At 66.2% G+C, this 20,339-nt stretch carries 18 protein-coding genes, 1 tRNA gene and 2 riboswitches; of the genes, 13 read left to right on the forward strand and 6 right to left on the reverse strand.

The window, feature by feature from the left end; genetic code table 11:
- Window positions 1-8: 8 nt before the first annotated feature.
- Window positions 9-1,139, reverse strand: coding sequence for a phosphoserine transaminase (gene serC / locus P2Q66_RS08000; RefSeq protein WP_275727049.1), 1,131 nt, complete (start codon window positions 1,137-1,139; stop codon window positions 9-11).
- Window positions 1,140-1,421: 282 nt separating this feature from the next.
- On the opposite strand from serC, the gene P2Q66_RS08005 reads away from it, so the two are divergent.
- From P2Q66_RS08005 to P2Q66_RS08055, 11 genes are all read left to right on the forward strand, one after another.
- A complete protein-coding gene (locus P2Q66_RS08005; protein WP_079597838.1) occupies window positions 1,422-2,117 on the forward strand; it encodes a metal-dependent transcriptional regulator in 696 nt (231 codons plus the stop codon).
- A gap of 116 nt (window positions 2,118-2,233) precedes the next feature.
- Window positions 2,234-2,477: riboswitch (cyclic di-AMP (ydaO/yuaA leader) on the forward strand.
- A 10-nt stretch (window positions 2,478-2,487) separates the two neighbouring features.
- A complete protein-coding gene (locus tag P2Q66_RS08010; RefSeq protein WP_275727085.1) occupies window positions 2,488-3,306 on the forward strand; it encodes a peptidoglycan DD-metalloendopeptidase family protein in 819 nt (272 codons plus the stop codon).
- A 122-nt stretch (window positions 3,307-3,428) separates the two neighbouring features.
- Window positions 3,429-3,613: riboswitch (cyclic di-AMP (ydaO/yuaA leader) on the forward strand.
- Window positions 3,614-3,683: 70 nt separating this feature from the next.
- Window positions 3,684-4,370 (forward strand): C40 family peptidase, encoded by a 687-nt coding sequence (locus P2Q66_RS08015; RefSeq protein WP_115524211.1) that lies wholly within the window; start codon window positions 3,684-3,686, stop codon window positions 4,368-4,370.
- A 159-nt stretch (window positions 4,371-4,529) separates the two neighbouring features.
- On the forward strand, window positions 4,530-5,291 hold the full coding sequence (locus P2Q66_RS08020; protein WP_079597835.1) for an NlpC/P60 family protein: 762 nt from the start codon (window positions 4,530-4,532) through the stop codon (window positions 5,289-5,291).
- A 283-nt stretch (window positions 5,292-5,574) separates the two neighbouring features.
- Window positions 5,575-6,075 (forward strand): HNH endonuclease, encoded by a 501-nt coding sequence (locus P2Q66_RS08025; RefSeq protein WP_079597834.1) that lies wholly within the window; start codon window positions 5,575-5,577, stop codon window positions 6,073-6,075.
- 49 nt (window positions 6,076-6,124) lie between these two features.
- Complete coding sequence (locus tag P2Q66_RS08030; RefSeq protein WP_275727050.1) at window positions 6,125-6,784, forward strand: NTP transferase domain-containing protein; 660 nt, start codon at window positions 6,125-6,127, stop codon at window positions 6,782-6,784.
- A 15-nt stretch (window positions 6,785-6,799) separates the two neighbouring features.
- Window positions 6,800-7,093, forward strand: a complete 294-nt coding sequence (locus P2Q66_RS08035; RefSeq protein WP_176156879.1) for a DUF6457 domain-containing protein — start codon at window positions 6,800-6,802, stop codon at window positions 7,091-7,093.
- Complete coding sequence (locus P2Q66_RS08040) at window positions 7,090-8,466, forward strand: molybdopterin-binding protein (protein WP_275727053.1); 1,377 nt, start codon at window positions 7,090-7,092, stop codon at window positions 8,464-8,466. Before P2Q66_RS08035 ends, P2Q66_RS08040 begins: the two co-directional genes overlap by 4 nt.
- 112 nt (window positions 8,467-8,578) lie before the next feature.
- Window positions 8,579-9,457: a formate dehydrogenase accessory sulfurtransferase FdhD gene (gene fdhD, locus P2Q66_RS08045; protein ID WP_275727054.1), complete on the forward strand. Its 879-nt coding sequence runs from the start codon at window positions 8,579-8,581 to the stop codon at window positions 9,455-9,457.
- Window positions 9,458-9,581: 124 nt separating this feature from the next.
- A complete protein-coding gene (locus P2Q66_RS08050) occupies window positions 9,582-12,629 on the forward strand; it encodes a glycoside hydrolase family 38 C-terminal domain-containing protein (protein ID WP_275727055.1) in 3,048 nt (1,015 codons plus the stop codon).
- A 53-nt stretch (window positions 12,630-12,682) separates the two neighbouring features.
- The gene (locus P2Q66_RS08055) at window positions 12,683-13,789 is read left to right on the forward strand and encodes an LLM class flavin-dependent oxidoreductase (RefSeq protein ID WP_275727057.1); all 1,107 of its coding nucleotides are present in this window, start codon (window positions 12,683-12,685) and stop codon (window positions 13,787-13,789) included.
- A 201-nt stretch (window positions 13,790-13,990) separates the two neighbouring features.
- Here the strand turns inward: P2Q66_RS08055 and P2Q66_RS08060 are convergent, their stop codons facing one another.
- The gene (locus P2Q66_RS08060; protein ID WP_275727059.1) at window positions 13,991-14,728 is read right to left on the reverse strand and encodes a hypothetical protein; all 738 of its coding nucleotides are present in this window, start codon (window positions 14,726-14,728) and stop codon (window positions 13,991-13,993) included.
- Entirely contained in the window at window positions 14,725-15,462 is a 738-nt protein-coding gene (locus P2Q66_RS08065) for a hypothetical protein (RefSeq protein ID WP_275727061.1), read from the reverse strand. Before P2Q66_RS08065 ends, P2Q66_RS08060 begins: the two co-directional genes overlap by 4 nt.
- A gap of 251 nt (window positions 15,463-15,713) precedes the next feature.
- Here P2Q66_RS08065 and P2Q66_RS08070 point away from each other — a divergent pair, with 251 nt between their 5' ends.
- Entirely contained in the window at window positions 15,714-17,369 is a 1,656-nt protein-coding gene (locus P2Q66_RS08070) for an ABC-F family ATP-binding cassette domain-containing protein (RefSeq protein WP_275727064.1), read from the forward strand.
- A 46-nt stretch (window positions 17,370-17,415) separates the two neighbouring features.
- On the forward strand, window positions 17,416-19,329 hold the full coding sequence (locus P2Q66_RS08075) for an ABC transporter ATP-binding protein (protein WP_275727066.1): 1,914 nt from the start codon (window positions 17,416-17,418) through the stop codon (window positions 19,327-19,329).
- On the opposite strand, the gene P2Q66_RS08080 is transcribed toward P2Q66_RS08075, so the two are convergent.
- The 3 genes from P2Q66_RS08080 to P2Q66_RS08090 form a co-directional block, all read right to left on the reverse strand.
- Window positions 19,326-19,748: an NUDIX domain-containing protein gene (locus P2Q66_RS08080; protein WP_275727068.1), complete on the reverse strand. Its 423-nt coding sequence runs from the start codon at window positions 19,746-19,748 to the stop codon at window positions 19,326-19,328. The two genes, P2Q66_RS08075 and P2Q66_RS08080, sit on opposite strands and share 4 nt — an antisense overlap.
- Window positions 19,748-20,236, reverse strand: a complete 489-nt coding sequence (locus P2Q66_RS08085) for a DUF6314 family protein (RefSeq protein ID WP_275727070.1) — start codon at window positions 20,234-20,236, stop codon at window positions 19,748-19,750. The genes P2Q66_RS08080 and P2Q66_RS08085 overlap by 1 nt, the downstream gene beginning before the upstream one ends.
- Before the next feature lies 1 nt (window position 20,237).
- Window positions 20,238-20,310 (reverse strand) — tRNA-Arg (locus P2Q66_RS08090).
- Window positions 20,311-20,339: the final 29 nt, after the last annotated feature.

Genomic DNA, 20,339 nt, shown 5'->3' on the forward strand with positions numbered 1-20,339 from the left:
CCTGCGGCCTACTTCCGCAGCTCGCCCACCACGTAGTCGATGCTTGCCAGCAATGCGGAAACATCAGCGGGCTCGATGGCAACGAATGTTGCGATGCGCAGCTGGTTGCGGCCAAGCTTCCGGTACGGCTCGGTGTCCACAATGCCGTTGGCGCGCAGGACCTTGGCCACCACGGCGGCGTCCAGGGACTCGTCAAAGTCGATGGTGGCGATGACGTTGGAGCGTTCATCCGGGTTGGCGACGAACGGGGTGGCGAATTCCGAAGCCTCAGCCCATGAATAGATGCGGCCAGCAGAGTCCGCCGTGCGCTTGGCCGCGAATTCGAGGCCGCCGTTCGAGTTCAGCCACTGCACCTGGGCATCCAGGGTCACCAGGGTGGACAGCGACGGGGTGTTGTAAGTCTGGTTCAGGCGCGAGTTGTCGATGGCGGTCTGCAGGTCCAGGAAGTCCGGGATCCAGCGGTCGCTGGCCTTGATCCGGGCGGCGCGTTCCACGGCAGCGGGGGAGAACAGGCCAAGCCACAGTCCGCCGTCGGAGGCAAAGTTCTTTTGCGGTGCAAAGTAGTAGACGTCGCTCTCTGCAACGTCTACGTCCAGGCCGCCGGCAGCCGAGGTGGCGTCCACCAGCACCAGCGCGCCCTCATCGGCACCTGCCACCCGCTGCACGGGAGCGGAAACACCCGTGGAGGTCTCGTTCTGGGGCCAGGCGTAAACGTCCACGCCTGCTTCGGCCGTGGGCACAGGGCGGGTGCCCGGCTCGGACTCAATGATTGAGGAGGCATCCAGGAAAGGAGCCTTGTTGGTTGCGGCCGCAAACTTGGACCCGAACTCACCGAAGGACAGGTGCTGGGCCTTCTTCTCCACGAGTCCGAAGCTGGCAATATCCCAGAATGCCGTGGAGCCGCCCACGCCCAGGACTACTTCATAACCTTCGGGTGCGCGGAAGAACTGGCTCAGGCCTTCGCGGACCGAACCAACGAGGTTCTTGACCGGGGCCTGCCGGTGGGAGGTACCCAGGATGTTCTTTGATGCCGCGGACAGCGCATCAATCTGCTCCTGCCTGACCTTGGAAGGTCCTGCGCCGAACCGCCCGTCCTGAGGCAGGAGGTCGGCGGGAATAGTGATGCTGGGTTCGCTCACAGGGGCTCCAATTTCGGCGTGGACGTGGCTTTGGTCCGAACGGGTGGATGGTCACTGGCCGGCAGTCGGCAATGACTGCAACTGAGGCCTTTCCCATTCTGCCTGAACAGCTGTTTCGGCGGGAACCGGACCCGTCATAGTCCAGCCATTGAGACGTCCTGGGGGCAACCGCGAACTATTCGGACAAAGTCAAAATAGGCTAAGCTTGCCACCGGACTACGTCGCAGTGATAGGCGATACGGTGGGACAACGCAAGGTACTGCGCTCGAGGAGCTGAGCTGGATGACGGATCTGATCGACACTACGGAAATGTACCTTCGCACCATTTTGGAGCTTGAGGAAGAGAACATTATTGCCCTGCGGGCCCGTATTGCCGAGCGGCTCCGCCACTCGGGACCCACGGTCTCCCAGACCATCGGCAGGATGGAGCGGGACGGGCTGGTGGTGGTGTCCGGCGACCGGCACCTTGAGCTCACCGAAACCGGCCGCAAGCGCGCCACCGAAGTGATGCGCAAGCACCGGCTGGCCGAGAGGCTCCTGGCCGACGTCATCGGACTCGATTGGGCGTACGTGCACGACGAAGCCTGCCGGTGGGAACACGTCATGAGCGAACGGGTGGAGCGGCGCATCTACGAGATGCTCGACCACCCCACGGAGTCGCCCTACGGCAATCCCATCCCGGGACTCGCTGCCCTGGGCGGCCAGCCCCTGCCGGGCGGTTCCGACGGAGCCGTGAGCCTGCTGGAAGCGATGAAAACGTACGGTCCTGCGTCGACGGTCACCGTCAGCCGGCTGGCCGAACCCATCCAGGTGGAGCCCGAACTGCTGGTCCAGCTTGATGAGGGCGGCATCCGCCCCGGCGCCACCGTGTCGCTCGAACGCGTGGGGGACTACATCTCCGTGCGGGTACCCGGCATCGAAGGTGCGCTGGAGCTTCCTCCGGAAGTGGCCGCCCACGTGTTTGTCACGGTCCGGTAGAGGACCCGCCCGGGCGCGATTACCCTATCGAATGGCATTTAGGCAAAGATAACGGAATTGTTACTTTGGGGTTTAAGCCTCTATAGTTGAACGCGAGCGTTGATACTAAAGCGTTACCTGATCCGGAGCCGAGCTCTGCCAGCGGACCAGGTGCACGAGCAATAACTGGCAGAGGCGGGGGAACCACAAGCGGCAGCGGGGGACTGCCTTGGGGTGAAGTCCGTCAGCAGCAAGCCTCTTCCAGCGAAGGAACCCTTTCCGGGGATATCTCTGTGCCGAAGCTTGCCTACGGCGGACCGGGTCTTTGAACTCTCTGACCCGAATCCGACAGCTAACTTCGCAGGCTTTCAGAGAGGAATCCTTCTTGTCCATGCAGACCTCCAGGGGGCGCCGCCGCGCGGCCAGCCCCGCTTCGACACCGCGTGTCGTCGAAGTCATCCACACGGAGCGCCCCCGCGATCTCCACCGTGATGCGCGCCGCCGTCGGGGTCCCTTCCAGCAGATCACCGAGTTTGCCTCCGCCAGCGGCATCGGCCAAAAAGCCGGTATTGCCCTTGCCGCCACCGGCCTGGTGCTGACCGTGACTGTTCCGGCCACCAGCCCCGTGATGGCCACCGACGCCGGAGGCGCACCTGTCGCTGCCTCGGCAGTTACGCCCCAGCCGGCTGTCACAGCCGAGGCGGGAGCCCAGATTGACTTCAGCCGCTCGGCGGTTGTCACGCAGGCTGACCCGGACGGCAAGCTTAAGCAGCTCCTCAGTGCCCAGTCTGCCGGCGCCGTCTCGAGCGCCGCTTCTGCCGGGAGCCTTGGTGCCCCGCTCGCCACCATGTCCACTGCATCCCCCTTCGGCTACCGTGTCAGCCCCATCACCGGCGGCTCGGGCGACTTCCACCGGGGCCAGGATTATGTGGCACAGTGCGGCACCTCCGTCCTCGCTGCTGCCACCGGCACCGTGACATTTGTTGGCTGGCACCAGTACGGCGGTGGAAACCGCGTTGTGGTGGACCACGGCAACGGCCTGGAGACCACCTACAACCACCTGTCGTCCTTTAATGTGACAGAAGGCCAGACGGTCTCCCGCGGCGACGTTGTCGCGCTGAGCGGGACCACCGGAGCCTCCACCGGCTGCCATCTCCACTTTGAGGTGCAGGTCAACGGCGAAGTTGTCGATCCCACGCGCTGGCTTTAGTCAAATGAGTGCAATGTCTCACTTGGGTGTTACCAGCCGTGACCTGAATGTGACATTGCTGCAAAACTCCTGTACCGTCTAACTCGCGTCAACTTTTCCGAAGTTGACGCTCTTGAGTGGATTGCCTAGCTCTGCCACCGCTCAAGGTCCGTTCGCATTTCATCGTCTGGCAGGGGCGGGGGAACCAATTTTGGCCTTCTTCATGAAGGCCTTGGGGTTAAGTCGCAAAGCTTCCTTGGAAGCCGCGCGGCCGGGTGACTCCCATCCGAATCCGACAGCTCACCTCGCAGGCATTGGGAGAGGCTACCTTCGTGTCTTCACGCCATAATTCTGCGCGCCACCGTGCACAAACGGTTCGTACCAACCCTTTGGATGCCATGTCCAAGGCTGTTAGTGCCAATGCCGGGACAGTAGGTCGCCAGGCAGCAGTTGTCGCAGCTGCTTCCGGTCTTGTTCTTGGTATGGGGCTGCCTGCCACTGCAGCGGACACCACCGCTGGTGTCTCCGCTTCCACCGAGTCGGGTTCCGCGCAGACCGCCCTTGCCGTCACCGCCGAGCCCACCGCAACCGTTTCCTTCGAGCGTCCCGTGGTGACCACCATCGCTGCGCCGAAGATCGAGCCGGTCCGTGCCCAGTCCACCGACGCCGACGAAGCCGACGCCGACGATGATTCAGCTGCGGCCACCACTGCATCCACCGCAGAAAAGGCAGTGGCGGCGGCCAGCTCAGCAGCCACCTCCGGCCTCGCGGCCATCGCCTACACCGGCATCGGGAGCCCCTACGTCTGGGGCGGTACCACCCCCAACGGCTGGGACTGCTCAGGCTTCACCCAGTGGGTTTACGCCCAGGCCGGCATCAGCATCCCGCGCGTCAACGCCTGGACGGCCATGACACCCACCTCCACCCCGCAGCCGGGCGACCTGGTCATGCAGAATGGCGGCGCACACGTGGGCATCTACGTTGGCAACGGCATGATGATCAGCGCCCTCAACCCTTCCCAGGGCACGCTGCTGCACTCCGTGGCCGCCACCGGAACCTCCTCCTTCTACACCCTGGGCAAATAGTTCTTGGGAGCTTCGGCCCCGGGAACTATTTCTTTGCCCCCTGTTTTTCGCTAGATCACACATCCCCGTTCGGGGCGCGCCGACATACCCCCAAGATGCCGGCGCGTCCAAAACTCTCGGGCTGCCCACAGGCCCCGAGGAAATCGAAAGAGAGAACTGATGACTACTCGTGCTACCGCACGGCACCGCGCCGAGGTCACCAAAACCAACTCAATCGCCGTCATTGCCAAGGCTGTCGGCGATAACGCAGGCGGCGTGGGCCGCCAGGCCGCGGTTATTGCCGCCGCTTCCGGCCTGGTCCTGACCAGCGGCATTGCAGCCAACGCTGCTGATGCCAACATCCAGCGGGACTCCGCTTCCGCCTCGACGCTGGAAGTCGAGTCCGCTGTTGAAGCCCCCATCTCCGCGGCTTCCACCATCGCCATCACCTACGAAAAGCCCGCCGTGACCACCACGCCGGCCCCGGTTGTTGTCGAGGAAGAGCCCGAGGTTGAGGTTCAGGAAGCCGCTCCGGCAGCCCAGCCTGTGGCAGCTCCGAAGGTCACCGCCACGGTTACCGCTGCTCCCGCCCCCGCAGCTCCGGCGTCAGCCAGCGGCAAGGGTGCGGCCATCCTGTCCGCCGCTTACGCCCAGCTGGGTGTTATGCAGGACTGCACCATGCTGGTGACCAACTCCCTGGCCGCCGTGGGCATCAACTTCCACGACTGGCCTGCAGGCTACCTGTCCCTCGGCCGCACGGTCAGCGCCGCCGAAGCCCAGCCCGGCGACCTGATCTACTACGCCGACGGCGGCGCCGGCATGGCCCACGTTGCTGTCTACGCCGGCAACGGCCAGGCCGTGCACGGCGGCTACAACGGCAACCAGACGGTTGTCTTCAGCGCCAACGTAGGTTCCGGCCCGGTATTCATCCGCGTGAACTGATGTTCCCGACGGGACGCCTGGTTGATCCCCGGCTGACCTGACGGACTGTCCGCTTGAAAGAACATGACCCCTGCTCTGTGGCAGGGGTCATGTTCGCTTTAGCGGACTGGGCGCACCCTGTGGCCCGCCCTGCGCCCCCATGATGCAGGAGGGCGACGCCGGGCAGATTAGCCGATAGTGGACTTCTTTGTTTACTCTTGTGGTGTCGATCCATAGCCCGGACCATGCCGAGGGCAGCCGGCCCTCGTGCCCCTGACGGGTGCGGCCGTGAAGAGGTACGTGCATGCGCACTCTCGTTCTGAATGCTGGATATGAACCGCTGGCGGTTATTTCATTCCGCCGGGCGCTGGTGCTTGTGCTGACCAACAAGGCGAGCGTGGTGGCTGAGGGGGACGATCCCGTGGTGGGTCCCCAGGAGATCCTGGGCCGCCCGTCCGTGATACTCCTGAACCGCTACATCCGTCCCAGATACAACCACGCCACCGCCGTCAGCCGGCGGGGTGTGCTCAGGCGGGACGGGCACAAGTGCGCGTACTGCGGAAAAGCTGCCCACACCATTGATCATGTCCATCCAAAATCCCGCGGTGGCGCCGATTCGTGGGAGAACCTGGTAGCCGCGTGCCTCCGCTGCAATAACGCCAAGGGGGACCATACCCCGGCCGAAATGGGCTGGAAGCTGCGGTTCGTGCCGGAGCCTCCGCACGGCACCATCTGGCAGATTAAGGAACTGGAAAAGCCCACGCCGGCGTGGGATCCGTTCCTGTTGCCCGAACGCGCTGCCTGACCTGCCTTCCGCACCCCGCCACATCCGTGACCGCCGGTAGGCTGGGACCGTGGAATCGAACATGCCGTCCTTTGATGCCCTGATCCTGGCGGGGGGCCGGTCCGCACGGCTTGGCGGAGTGCCGAAGCATAACCTGCAATTCCAGGGTGCCAGCCTGCTGGAGCGCTCCCTTGCTGCCGCTGCAGCGGCCCGGCGCATTGTGGTGGTGGGTCCGCCCGGGCTGGTTCCGGAGGGCATCCTGTCCTGCCGGGAAGAGCCCGAGTTTGCCGGGCCGGCAGCCGCGATTGCCGCCGGGCTGGATACCCTGGCCGGCGCGGGGGCGGATTCCGACTACACTCTGGTGCTCGCCTGCGACATGCCGCTGGTGACCGACGCGGTCAGTGTGCTCCAGGCGTCCCTGGCAGCCGGGGAACGAACGGGGGCGGACGCAGTCCTGGCCCGGACTGAAGACGGCACACCGGCAGGCCGCATCCAGCCACTGGCCGGTTTTTACCGCACAGGTGCGCTAAAAAAGGCTGCGCAGGATCTCGGGTCCCGGGGAGCCCTGATTAACGGTTCTGTCCGCTCGCTCCTTGCTAGTCTGGACGTGCAGCTTGTCAGCGTCCCCGCCGCGTCCACAGCAGACGTGGATACGTGGGACGATGCCGCCGCACTAGGGATTGCCGCCGGCAACCAGGACAAGGACCATGGCCGTCCCGGCCGCAGTTAACGTGGGAGGCAGTTCATGAAGAGCCAGGATGAAACGCTGGAGGAATGGTGCAGGTCCCTGCTCCAGGCCTATGAACTCGAGGACGTCCAGGTAGACGTCAACGCCATCCTGTCCCTTGCCGGCGTAGCAGCCCACTCCGTGGTCCGCCCGGCTGCTCCGCTCACCACGTTCATTGCCGGCTTTGCCGCCGGCCTGGCCTCCGGCTCCGGCCGCACAACGGATGCCGCGTCCATGGACTCTGCCCTGGCCGTGGCGCGTTCACTTGCTGCCGACTACGACGCTGAAGCCGCCGGGACCCCCGGCGAATGACCGGGGAACCCCAGGGAGAAGCAGGTAGACCCGAAGGGCAGGACACCCCGCACCACCTTGCCCACACATGGGAGGAAGCACGGCAGGCAGCGTTTGATGCTGCCACGCCGATTCCTGCCGGCCCGGTGGCCCTGGAGCTTGCCCTGGGCCGCCGCCTGGACCAGGACATTGCGGCACTGCAGGACATGCCGCACTATGCGTCCTCGGCCATGGACGGATGGGCTGTCAACGGCACCGGCCCGTGGATCCTGGTTGAGCCGGGGGCCAGGCTGGCGCCGCATCAGGCCAGCCCCATCGTGACCGGCGGCCTGATTCCGCCCGGCGGCAAGGCGATACTGCGCAGCGAGAGCGCGGTTTTGGGCAAGGACGACGACGGGCTCCCCATCCTGGAAACCGGTGGAACCGCGCGACCGGGGGAGCCGCGCAACGGCCAGCACATCCGGAAGGCGGGGGAAGAAGCCAGGGAAGGGGACGTCCTTGTCAAAGCCGGGGTGGAGCTGAATCCCGCGCATCTGGCACTCGCTGCCCTGGCAGGCCACGATGAGGTGCGCGTCCAGGGCAAACCCCTGGTGCGGCTGCTGCTGACCGGCTCCGAGGTCGTGGCGGAGGGCCTTCCGGTTCCGGGCCAGGTGCGCGACACCTTCGGTCCCCAACTGCCGGCAGTGGTCGCAATGCTGGGCGGCGTTGCCGGGGGACAGCAGAAAATCGGCGATTCCTACGAGGAATGGCTCGCCGGCCTGGAGGATGTGGTCCCGGAGGCGCCCGGCGCACCCGACTTGCCGGCCGACGTCGTGATCACCACAGGCGGGACCGGACGCTCCGGCACGGACCACCTGCGCCGCGCGGTTGCCGAGCTGGGCGGGCGGCTGGTCATCGACGGCGTGGCCATGCGCCCCGGGCATCCCGCCGTCCTGGCTGAGCTGCCGGACGGCAGGTTCGTCCTGGGCCTGCCGGGAAATCCGCTGGCGGCAATGATGGCATTGTCAACGGTGGGTGCCCCCCTGCTGGCTGCCCTGGGCCACGGCACCATGCCCTCCGTACAGGAGGTGCCGTGCGGAACAATGATCGAACCCGATCCCGGGCGCACCCGGCTGATGCCTTTCCGCCTCCTCTACGGCATGGCATCCCCGGCCCAGCACACGGGGCCGGGGATGATGCGGGGATTGGCTTCTGCCGACGGCGTCATGGTGGTGCCGCCACACGGTGTGCAGCTGGGTGAGCCGGTGCCGGCTTTCGCCTTGCCGTGGGGTCCGCCAATTCCCGCCCCCGCTGAAACCCCGGCCAAGGCCAAGCCCCGCAGTGCGGGCCGGACTGCACGGACGGGCACCAAACCCGCGGACGGTCCGGTGGACTGGAGTGCCCTTCTTGGCTGAGCGGCGTGCAGGGTTATCGTGCAGGGTTAAGAGGGGTTGGTTCAGCGGTGCACCTGGTTGAGCCGGGTCCCCGCGGTTGTCATGATGGAGTTATGAACAGGCAAGGTGGGACATGGGACGCGTAACCCAGCGCCGCAAGGTGCACAAGTATGTTCTGGACGGCTCACCGAACGCCATCGAGTTCCCCGTCCGGTACCGGGAGGACGTCCTGGCTGTCGAGGAACCGCTGGAGATCCGCTTGGGATCCCTCTCCTTCTCCGTCACCATGCGGACACCAGGCGACGACTTTGACCTGGTGGCCGGTTTCCTGGTGTCCGAGGGTGTCATCTGGTCTGCTGAACAGCTCGTTTCCCTGCGGTTCTGTGCCGGCGAAGACGAAGACGGCGTCCAGACATTCAACGTGGTGGAGGCGCAGCTGCGGCCGGACGTCCCGCTTCCTGCAACTGGACGCAACGTGTATACGTCCAGTTCCTGCGGCATCTGCGGTACGGACTCCATAGAATCGGTCCGCAAATCCTCGCATTACAGCCCCCAGTCGGATCCCGTGACGGTTGATGCCCAGGTCCTTGCCTCGCTGCCGGCACTGCTCCGCCAGTCCCAGCGCCTGTTTGACGACACCGGGGGAGTGCACGCGGCCGGCCTGTTCAAGGTGGAGGACGACGGCGGTGTGAAGCTTTTGTGCCTCCGCGAGGACGTGGGGCGGCACAACGCCGTGGACAAGGTGGTGGGCTGGGCGCTGCGCGAAGGCCTCCTCCCGCTGAGCGGAACGATCCTCCAGGTATCGGGCAGGGCATCCTTCGAGCTGGTCCAGAAAGCCGCCATGGCAGGAATTCCCGTGCTGGCCGCCGTCAGCGCTCCCTCCAGCCTGGCCGTTGAACTGGCGGAGGCCGGCGGAGTGACGCTGGCGGGATTCAGCCGGGGTACCAGCCTGAACGTGTACGCCGGCAATGGCCGCATCACCGGGCCCGTGGTTCCCGTGCCGTCTGCGTGAGCTTTCCCCACCGGGAGTTTCCGGGCACGCTCGCAGAAGGGGTTGGATATCAGGCTACTAGCGGGTAGATTTGTCCATCGAATGGACACGATAGTCCACTTTCATACTTTGAAGAAGGCCCATATTGCATGACGACCGCCGGATCACGGAAGTCCGCCTGGAGAGGTTTGTGCGTGAGCGCATCAACCCCGCCGTGTACAGCAGGAGCCTTCCCCTTGCCCTGAGCAGCTGGGACGTGCCGGACGAACCGGTCCCCGCGCTGGAGGCCATGCGGCAGGAATTCCGGCCGCAGGAGCACGGCGCCCCGTGGGGAAAGCCGTGGGGCACCAAATGGCTCCGCCTGCAGGGCGAAGTCCCCGAATCGTGGGGTACCGAACCTGACACCACCGTGGAAGTTGTGGTGGACCTCGGCTTCACCATCGAAACCCCGGGCTTCCAGTGCGAGGGCATTGCCTGGCGGCCGGACGGCACCATCATCAAGGCCGTCTCGCCGCGGAACCAGTACATTCCCCTGAAACTGCTGGGTGGGGGCATGGCCGTGGATTTCTACGTGGAGGCCGCCGCCAATCCGGATGTGGCCCAGGGCTGGACCTTCGCCGCCACGCCGTACGGTGACAAATCCACCGCCGGAACAGCCCCTCAGTACCGGCTGGGACCCATTGCCATCGCCGAGCTGAACCAGACCGTGTGGGAGCTGCAGCAGGATGTCTGGACCCTGGCAGGACTGATGGAGCAGCTGCCCCTGGAGCTGCCCCGCCGCCATGAAATCCTCCGGGCCCTGGAACGCATGATGGACGTGATGGATCCGGACGATGTTGCCGGAACCGCCGCAGCAGGACGCGATGCGCTCGCCGGGGTCCTGGCCCGGCCTGCCTACGCATCCGCCCACCAGCTGGTCGCCACCGGGCACGCGCACATCGACTCCGCCTGGCTTTGGCCGGTCCGGGAAACAATGCGCAAATGCGCCCGGACGTTTTCCAACGTGGTGTCCCTCATGGACGAGAACCCGGACTTCGTCTTCTCGTGTTCCTCCGCGCAGCAGCTTGCCTGGATCAAGGAGTTCTACCCTGAGCTGTTCAGCCGGATCCGGGAAAAGGTCCGTTCGGGCCAGTTCGTTCCCGTGGGCGGCATGTGGGTGGAATCTGACACCAATATGCCCGGCGGCGAAGCCATGGCGCGGCAGTTCGTGGAAGGCAAGAGCTTCTTCCTGGCCGAGTTCGGCATCGAATGCCGGGAAGCCTGGCTGCCCGACTCGTTCGGGTACTCCGCAGCCCTGCCGCAGATCGTGAAATCCGCCGGCAGCCGCTGGTTCCTGACCCAGAAAATCTCCTGGAACCAGACCAACAGGATGCCGCACCACACCTTCAACTGGGAGGGCATCGACGGCACCCGGCTTTTCACCCACTTCCCGCCGGTGGACACCTACAACTCCGAACTGAGCGCACGCGAACTCGCCCATGCCGAGCGGAACTACCGCGACCACGGCCGGGGAACAGTCTCGCTGGTGCCATTCGGCTATGGCGACGGCGGCGGCGGGCCTACGCGGGAAATGCTGGCCGCAGCAGCCCGCACTGCCAACCTGGAAGGCTCCCCGAAAGTCCGGATTGGATCGGCGGAGAGTTTCTTCCAACAGGCGGAGGAAGACTACCTGGCCCTGCCCGTGTGGGTGGGCGAGATGTACCTCGAGCTGCACCGCGGCACGTACACCAGCCAGGCCCGGACCAAGAAGGGCAACCGGCGCAGCGAACACCTGCTGCGGGAAGCGGAACTGTGGTGCGCCACCGCCGCCGTCCGGACAAACGGCGCCTACGCCTACCCGGCGGCAGAACTCAAGCGCCTGTGGCGGCTGGTGCTGCTGCAGCAGTTCCACGACATCCTTCCGGGCAGCTCCATCGCCTGGGTCCACCAGGATGCCGAGCGCAACTACCAGGCGATCGAAACCGCCCTGGAAACACTCATCGGCCAGGCCGCTGCCGCTGTGCTCGGTCCGGGGGAGCGGCAGTTCCTGCTGAATGCAGCACCCCACCCGCGGGACGGCGTGCCGGCGCTGGCAGCGGCGGAACGCGCCACCCATCCTGAGGCTGTGTGTGCCACAGCTGATGCCGGCGGCTACATCCTGGACAACGGCATCATCCGCGCCGTCCTGGACGCCGATGGCTTGCTCACCTCGCTGGTGGACTACGCCAGCGGACGCGAAGCGATTGCCCCGGGCGAGCACGGCAACCTGCTGGAACTGCACAGGGACACCCCCAACGAGTGGGACGCCTGGGATATCGATGAGTTCTACCGGCGCAACGTCACGGCCCTGGCCACCGCACTGTCCGTGAGCCTTGAAGAGCACGGTAGCGCCGCCGTCGTGGTGGTGGAGCGGCTGGCCGGTACCTCACCGCTCACACAGCGCATCACGCTGGAGCCTGGAAGCCCCTCGCTGACCATTACCACTGCCATTGACTGGCAGGAACGCGAGAAGCTGCTGAAGCTCGGTTTCGCCCTGGACGTCCGCGCGGACCGGTCCGCCGCCGAAACCCAGTTCGGCCACGTTTTCCGGCCGACGCACACCAACACCTCCTGGGAAGCCGCCAAGTTCGAGATCTGCGCCCACCGGTGGATCCATGTGGGTGAACCCGGCTACGGGGTGGCGGTGTCCAATGCGTCCACCTACGGGCACGACGTGGGCAGGAGCGTCAGGGCTTCCGACGGTGGCACCACCACCACTGTGCGCCTGTCGCTGCTGCGTGCCCCCAAGTTCCCGGACCCGGAAGCGGACCGCGGCGATCACGAACTAACCGTCACCATCCGTCCCGGCGCCGATATTGCCGACGCTGTGCAGGAGGGCTACCGCACCAACCTGGCTCCACGCCTGGTCCGCGGCGCCTCCCCGGTTGAACCACTGGTTGCCGTGTCCAATCCCGGGATGGTGATCGAAGCCGTCAAGCTTGCCGAGGACGGTTCCGGCGACGTGATCGTCCGGCTGTACGAGTCATTGGGGCAACGCTCGGCAGGAAGGATCACTGCCAACTTCGAGGTGGGAGCCATCCAGCCCGTGGATCTCCTGGAGCGCGACATTCCGGCTCCGGGCGTGCTGGTGGATGACGTGGAGACGGATGAAACGGGCGCAACGCTCCACCTGCGTCCCTTCCAGCTGGTCACCCTGAGGTTCGTCCGTCCGTAGCCCGGCTTCCCGGCCCCGGGAATATGCATACGCATGTAATGCTTATAGACGGCATGGAACTGGGAATCTTTACCTTCGGCGATATCCACGCGGACCCCGTCAGCGGGGTGGCTGTCTCCCCGGAGCAGAATACGCTTGACCTGCTCGAGCGCGCACGGCTGGCGGACCAGGTGGGGCTGCACTATTTTGGCGTGGGGGAGCACCACCGCCCGGACTACTCCGTTTCCGCGCCGTCGGTTGTGCTGGCCGCGGCGGCCGCCCAGACGCGGGATATCAAGATCGGCAGTGCCGTGACGGTGCTCAGCACCGAGGACCCCGTGCGGGTGTTCCAGCAATTCGCCACCCTCGACCTCATTAGCCAAGGCAGGGCGGAACTCACCGCGGGCCGCGGCAGCTTCATCGAGTCGTACCCGCTCTTCGGGGCGAAGCTGGAGGACTATGACGCGCTGTACGAGGAAAAGCTGGACCTGCTGCTGAAGCTCAATGCTGCCCGGCGCGTTACATGGAATGGCAGGTTCCGGCCGCCCTTGGACGATGCACTCATCCTGCCCAGGCCCTATCCCGGTCCGGACGGGCAGCGGGCACTGGACATCTGGATCGCCACGGGCGGTACCCCGCAGTCCACCGTCCGGGCAGCTGAGCTGGGCAAGAGCGTGATGTATGCCCTGCTGGGTGGTTCAATCCGCAATTTTGAACGCCACGCGGAGCTGTACCGCGAGACGGCGGCCCGGCACGGGCATGCGCCGGAAGGGCTGAAAGTTGGCGTGAGTACGCCGGGGCTTGTCCTCCGCGACGGGACATCCGGCGGGGCCAGGGCCAAGGAAACCTTCCGGCCCTACTGGCTCGACACGATGCGCCGGATTTCTGTCGAGCGGGGCTTTCCCACACCCAGTGGACTCACGTACAACATGGAGACTGCCCCTGGCGGTTCGCTCTTCGTGGGCAACGCTGAGCAGGTGGCGGAAAAGATCATCCGGATGCACGCCTACATGCAGCATCACCGGCAGATTTTCCAGCTGGACTTTTCATCGGTACCTCAGCGCCTGGTGCTTGAGTCGATAGAGCTGCTCGGAACGGAAGTCCTGCCGCTGGTCAGGAAGGAACTGGGTGCCGCGGCGCCGGGAGGAGCCGCAGCTGCGGTGAATGCGGCTCGGCCGTGAAACGCAGGCAAGCCGGGCTTAAATAGGCTGAGTGGGGGCGGTCCCCAACGGCCGCCACCACTCATCCCCCCAATGTCGTGTGAAGGCCCCCGGGGCGGGAGCGTCCAAGAATTTATCCCCGTTCGTAAACGCCCTGCGCCCCACCTTCACACATTCATGATTGTTTCACATTCTAATGATTTTGTGAAAGCGCTTAGGGAGTTACTTTTCGGTATATGTCTCCCTGCGGCCGGCAGTCCTGCCGTTTTTCACCCTCGCCGCCCAGATCAGCGCCAAACCAATCACAAAACACAGCACCGCCGTATAGTTCACCACGAACTCAACGGCCGCCCAGTCCCGCGGGATGAACGGGAAAAGCAGGGTGAGGGCGATGGCGATCCCGCCCACTGCCAGCAGCCCGGCAGCGACGCGCACCAGGACCGGCAAGCGGCTTCCCACGGCGCGGACCATGGCGGGCAGCAGAACCAGCGAAACGTAGGAGGGATACGCCCGGCCGGCCGCACCGTAGTACTCCACCAGCAGGCCGTTGCGGGCATCCTTACTGGCAGGGCCCAGAAGCCCCGCCGAGGAGCCTGCAGTGTCCATCATGAAGAACACCGCCACCATGACCAGGGAGATCAACAGCAGGACGGCCATTCCCGCCCTTCCGGTGATGAGCCGGTAGGCGCCCTCGGCACCAAAGCCCTTCGTGACCCGGACGCCCACAAAGTAGATGGCGGCGAAGATGACGAAGCGCAGCAGCAGGTTGGCAATGTTGCTGCCGCCCAGGGCCTGGTCGATGGCAACGTAGGGCGCCTCGATGCTCAGGAGGATGGCCAGGGTCATCAGGGCGAAGATGTAGAACAGCGACCTGTTCTTCCCGCGCAGCGCACTGGGTATGCGGGCCACCGCGATCAGGCCGCAGACGGCCAATGTGGTCCACTGAAGAATTGCAATCATCCCAGGTTCTCCCAGATCTTTTCTGTCTGCGCTTGGTCGTGCTCCTGCCGGCGCAGGACTTTGCCCAGGGCCTGCAGCCTGTCGCCCGCAAGGGCAGTCAGGTCGCCGTCGGACATGGTGTCCAGCGCCGCCTGCCGGGCATCCGGAGGCCACCCGGCCTCTTCCTCGGTGATAAGGCCGGTGGCAACCAGACCGCCCGCCGGTCCCACCCCGGCCGCCAGCGCCGTGGCTACCGCGAGTTCGGGGGACAGCCGGTTGGCGGTCAACTGCGCGGAATAGTTTTGCGGCGCAACTCCTGTGGCGGCCGAGACCCGGTGCCGCACCTCGCCGTCGTCGATGGCATCCACCCAGTTCTTGACGGAGGTGGCGTGCGGTGCCGGGCTCAGCGCGGGAGGCTTCTCCCGGGATGGCCGCGCAGGGTCCATCGCCTGCCTGGCCAGCAGGGACCGGAGGAGGTCCGGCGTCGAGATCTGGCTGACCAGCTCACAGCGCGTAGGGGGACGCGGAGGCCCGGCCAGTTCCCGGTACGGCTCGAAGTCAGCCAGGGCCGCCACCGGATTGATGCTGTAGGCGCGGCTGATGCTGACCACGGTACTGACGGAGACCTTGCCCCGGACCAGCTGCTGCGCAAGCGTGGTCCGTTTGATCCCGGAGACCCTGCAGACATCTGCCGTGCTGGCATCGGGGGCGATGCCCTGCAGCCAGCGCTGGAACGCCTTGGCGGGAAGGGTCATGAAGGGCTCTCTGCAGAACGGACGGTTGACTCGATTTTAGCGCGCCGTTGCGGAGCCGATTTTACCGCCCGTGGTGTTTCGACTATGCTTGATGGTCGAGCCCGTTGGTCCGTACACCCCCCAAGTCCGGACCAGCGGGTTCTTTTATGTCTTGCGGCCCGGCGGCATTTTCCCTGCTGTTCTGCACGGGAAATGCCGGCACGGTTCCGGCAGGAAACCGGCTGCGGATGCGCCGGTGAAAGGACGGATCGATGACTGCAACCCTTGTTGCCAAGGACGTCGCCGGCGGCCACGACCACCGCCAGCTTTTCTCCCGGCTTTCCCTCACGGTTGCTCCCGGTGACGTGGTGGGAGTGGTGGGTGCTAATGGTGCGGGCAAATCCACCCTGCTGCGGCTCCTCGCCGGCGTCGACCAGCCGCAGGAAGGCACCGTCAGTCTTGCTCCCGCCGATGCGTTCGTTGGCTGGCTTCCCCAGGAACATGAACGGGTATCCGGCGAGACGGTGGCCGGTTACATCGCCCGACGCACGGGCTGCGCACAGGCCACCGCGGAGATGGAATCCACGGCAGAAGCATTGGGTGCAGGCGCGCCGGGTGCGGACGACGCCTACGCCCACGCTTTCGACAGGTGGATGGCCTCCGGCGCCGCGGACCTTGACGACCGCATCCCCGCCGTCCTGGCGGATCTGGGACTGGAGGCGGGCCCCGATGCACCCATGACCGGACTTTCCGGCGGCCAGGCTGCGCGTGTCGCCCTGGCGGCGCTGCTGCTCAGCCGGTTCGACGTGGTGCTCCTGGACGAGCCCACGAACGACCTTGATCTGGCCGGCCTCGCCAAGCTGGAGGACTTTGTCAAAGGCCTCCGCGGCGGCGTGGTCTTGGTCAGCCACGACCGCGAGTTCCTGGCCCGCTGCGTCACCACGGTGGTGGAACTGGACCTGGCACAGAACGCGGTAGCCGTTTACGACGGCGGCTACGACGCCTTCCTGGAAGAGCGGGCAGTCGCGCGCCGGCACGCCCGCGAAAAGTACGAGGAGTTTGCCACCACCAAGGCAGACCTTGTCTCACGTGCGCGGACGCAGCGCGAGTGGAGCTCGCAGGGCGTCCGGAACGCCATGAAGAAGAGCCCCGACAACGACAAGATCCGCCGGGCAGCCAGCACCGAGTCCTCCGAAAAGCAGGCCCAGAAAGTCCGGCAGATGGAATCCCGCATTGCCCGGCTGGACGTGGTGGAAGAGCCGCGCAAGGAATGGCAGCTCCAGTTCTCCATCGGCAAGGCCCCCCGCTCCAGCGCCGTGGTGGCAACCCTCCGCGACGCCGTGCTGCGGCAGGGAAGCTTCACCCTGGGACCGGTCAACCTGCAGCTCAACGCGGGGGAGCGGATCGGCATCACCGGCCCCAACGGAGCCGGCAAGTCCACCCTGCTTCGCCTGCTCCTGGGCGCGGCCGAACCGGATTCGGGCAGCGCCTCGATGGGCGCCTCTGTTGCCATTGGCGAGATTGACCAGGCACGCGGGCTGCTGGCGGGGCACCTTGCCCTGGCCGACGCCGTCGAGGCCGTCCTGGTGGACCAGACCCCGGCGGAGGTCCGTACCCTCCTGGCAAAATTCGGCCTGAAGGCGGACCACACGGCCAGGGCGGTTGACTCCCTCTCGCCGGGAGAACGGACCCGCGCCGCATTGGCCCTGCTCCAGGCGCGCGGTGTGAACCTCCTGGTCCTTGACGAACCCACCAACCACTTGGACCTGCCGGCCATCGAGCAGCTCGAAGAGGCACTGGACAGCTACGACGGCGCACTGCTCCTGGTAACCCACGACCGGCGGCTCCTGGAGAACGTGCGCCTGGATGTACGTTGGGATGTGGACGGCGGGACGGTCACCGAGCAGCGCATCGGCAGCAGTATTTGAACGGAAACGACGGTATGGGCAGTAATGTGAACGCGGAGCAGCAGCTATGAGCATGGAAGGCGTGGCCTGGAACTCCCTGTACAAGATCACCCGGGCCAAGAGCGGTTCCAAGCCGTTCTCCAAAGAGACCCTGAAACGGGTCCTGGCCTTCGCCCGCCCGCACCGCGGCAAGCTGCTGGCCTTCGTGGCGCTCTCGATCGTGATGGCCTTCCTGGCCGTGGCCACTCCCGTCCTTGCGGGACAGGTGGTGGACGCGATCGTGGCCAAGGCCGGTGCCGGCGAGGTGCTCCGGCTTGCGCTGCTCATCGCCGTCGTCGCCATCGCCGAGGCGGGGGTGGGCCTGGTCAACCGCTGGCTTTCCTCAACCATCGGTGAAGGCGTCATTGTGGACCTTCGCACGCGCGTCTTTGACCACGTGCAGAAGATGCCCATTGCCTTCTTCACCCGCACCCGGACCGGGGCCCTGGTCAGCCGCCTCAACAACGACGTCATCGGCGCGCAGTCGGCATTTGCCGGCACCCTGTCCGGAGTGGTCAGTAACGTGGTGGCGCTGATCCTCACCCTGATCGTGATGCTGGGCACCTCATGGCAGGTGACAGTCCTGGCGATGATCCTGCTGCCCGTCTTCCTCATCCCGGCCCGGCGGATGGGATCCAGGCTGGCGGACCTGCGCCGCGAGGCAGCGGAACACAACGCCGCCATGGGCACGCAGATGACCGAACGCTTTTCGGCGCCCGGCGCCACGCTGGTCAAGCTGTTCGGCCGGCCCGCAGAGGAATCCCGCGAGTTTGCGGTGCGCGCGGGGCGGGTCCGCGACATTGGCATCCGCACCGCGATGCTGCAGTTTACGTTCGTCACCGCCCTGACCCTGGTCTCCGCCCTGGCCCTGGCGCTGGTCTACGGGCTGGGCGGCTGGCTGGCGATCACCGGCCAGCTCGCACCCGGCGATGTGGTGGTCCTGGCGCTGCTGCTCACCCGCCTCTACGCCCCGCTCACCGCGCTGTCCAACGCCAGGGTTGAAATCATGAGCGCCCTGGTCAGCTTTGAGCGCGTTTTTGAGATCCTGGACCTGAAACCCCTGATCCAGCAAAAGCCGGACGCCGTCCCTGTCCCGCCGGGCCCGGTGTCCGTGGAGTTCGACGACGTCCGCTTCGCCTACCCCGCGGCGGACAAGGTCTCGCTGGCCTCGCTGGAGGAGGTGTCCACGCTGGACACCCGCGGCGGCGAGGAAGTGCTGCACGGCATCAGTTTCCGGGTGGAGCCGGGCCAGACCGTGGCCCTGGTGGGCTCCTCCGGAGCGGGCAAATCGACCGTCGCGCAGCTGCTGGCGCGCCTGTACGACGTGGATTCCGGCGCGGTCCGGCTGGGCGGCGTCACGCCGGGCACCGGACTGGATGTCCGGGATGCCACCTTCGACTCCCTTCGCGACACCCTGGGCATGGTGACGCAGGACGGCCACCTCTTCCACGAAACCATCGCCTCCAACCTGCGCCTGGCCCGGCCGGATGCCACCGACGAGGACATGTGGGAGGTCATCCGGCAGGCGCGGCTGGAAACGATGATCCGGTCCCTGCCGGACGGGCTGGACACCGTGGTGGGGGAGCGCGGCTACCGCCTGTCCGGCGGTGAGCGCCAGCGCCTCACCATCGCCCGGCTGCTGATCGCCCAGCCCCGGGTGGTCATCCTGGATGAGGCCACCGCCGCCCTGGACTCCACCAACGAGGCCGCCGTGCAGGCCGCCCTGGGCGCCGCACTCGAGGGGCGGACCGCCGTCGTGATCGCCCACCGCCTGTCCACCATCCGTGCGGCGGACGCCATCCTGGTGGTGGAGGACGGCCGGATCGTGGAACGCGGCACCCACACCGAACTGCTGGCTGCCGAAGGCCGCTACGCCGAGCTGTACCGGACGCAGTTCGCCGAGGCCACGGCGGTGGCCCAGGAAGCCGTCCCGGAGCTTTAAGCGTCCGGCTGTGCCCCCAGCTCCGGCAGGATGTGGTCCGTCAGCAGCGGGGCAAGGTCCGGGGGCAGTGCTGCGCCCCGGTCAAGGGCAGCGAGGTCCAGCCAGCGGATTTCCGCGATCTCGGCCGACGGGTGGGCCTGCCACGTCCCCGGCGCACGGAACACGGTGGCTTCAATGTCCGTGGCGGCCTCGTTGGCGGCATCGGCGATCCAGACGCCCATCAGCTCCAGATCCCGGGGATCGATGACGATCCCCACCTCCTCCGCCAGCTCGCGGGCGGCTGCCTGGACTGCCGTTTCGCCGGCCTCGGGCTTGCCCCCGGGGTGCATGAACATGCCGGTGCCGCGCTTCCGCACTGTCAGGAGCCGGCCCGCTGGGTCGAACACGCAGACGGCGGACACCACGATGCGCGCCTTCATCAGGCAGCACACCGAACGAGGCGGGACGCCAGCAGAAGGTCCTTGCGCGGCCCGGTGACGTCCCAGCTGAAGCTGAACGCGTCCGGCCCCTCAAGCGTGTAGGCCACGCGGTAGGTGTCGGGATCGCACCAGTGATTGTCAAGGTTGGCCTCCGGGGTGAAGCTCATCCGGTGGAACGGACGCCCGTCGGGGAAGAACACGTCCAGGGCGTCGGGGCGTCCCGCTGCCGGCTTCAGCAGGTATTCGCGCGAGGCGGGGCCGGTGAAGGAGGGCCAGCGCATGGTGCCTTCTTCGCGGAGGGCCAGGCCGCCGTCGTCCGTTGGAGTGAAAAGTACGACGCCGGAAAAGGTTCCGCGGGTGCCATCAGCACGGTCCAGCAGGTCCCGCTCAAGGGTCCAGCGGCCGGCCGCCGGACCGCCGGCGGTGCCAGGCCGGGCAGCGCCCAGCAGGTAGGCGCGGAGATCAAACTCCGGAGGACGAAGGTTCAAGTGCCCTCGATTGGAATCGAACCAACGACACCGGCTTTAGGAGAGCCGTGCTCTATCCACTGAGCTACGAGGGCGGGCGTCCGAAGATCGGCAGGGCCGGTCC

The sequence above is a fragment of the Arthrobacter sp. Cr_A7 genome (assembly GCF_029222765.1).
In the GTDB taxonomy this organism is placed as follows: domain Bacteria; phylum Actinomycetota; class Actinomycetes; order Actinomycetales; family Micrococcaceae; genus Arthrobacter.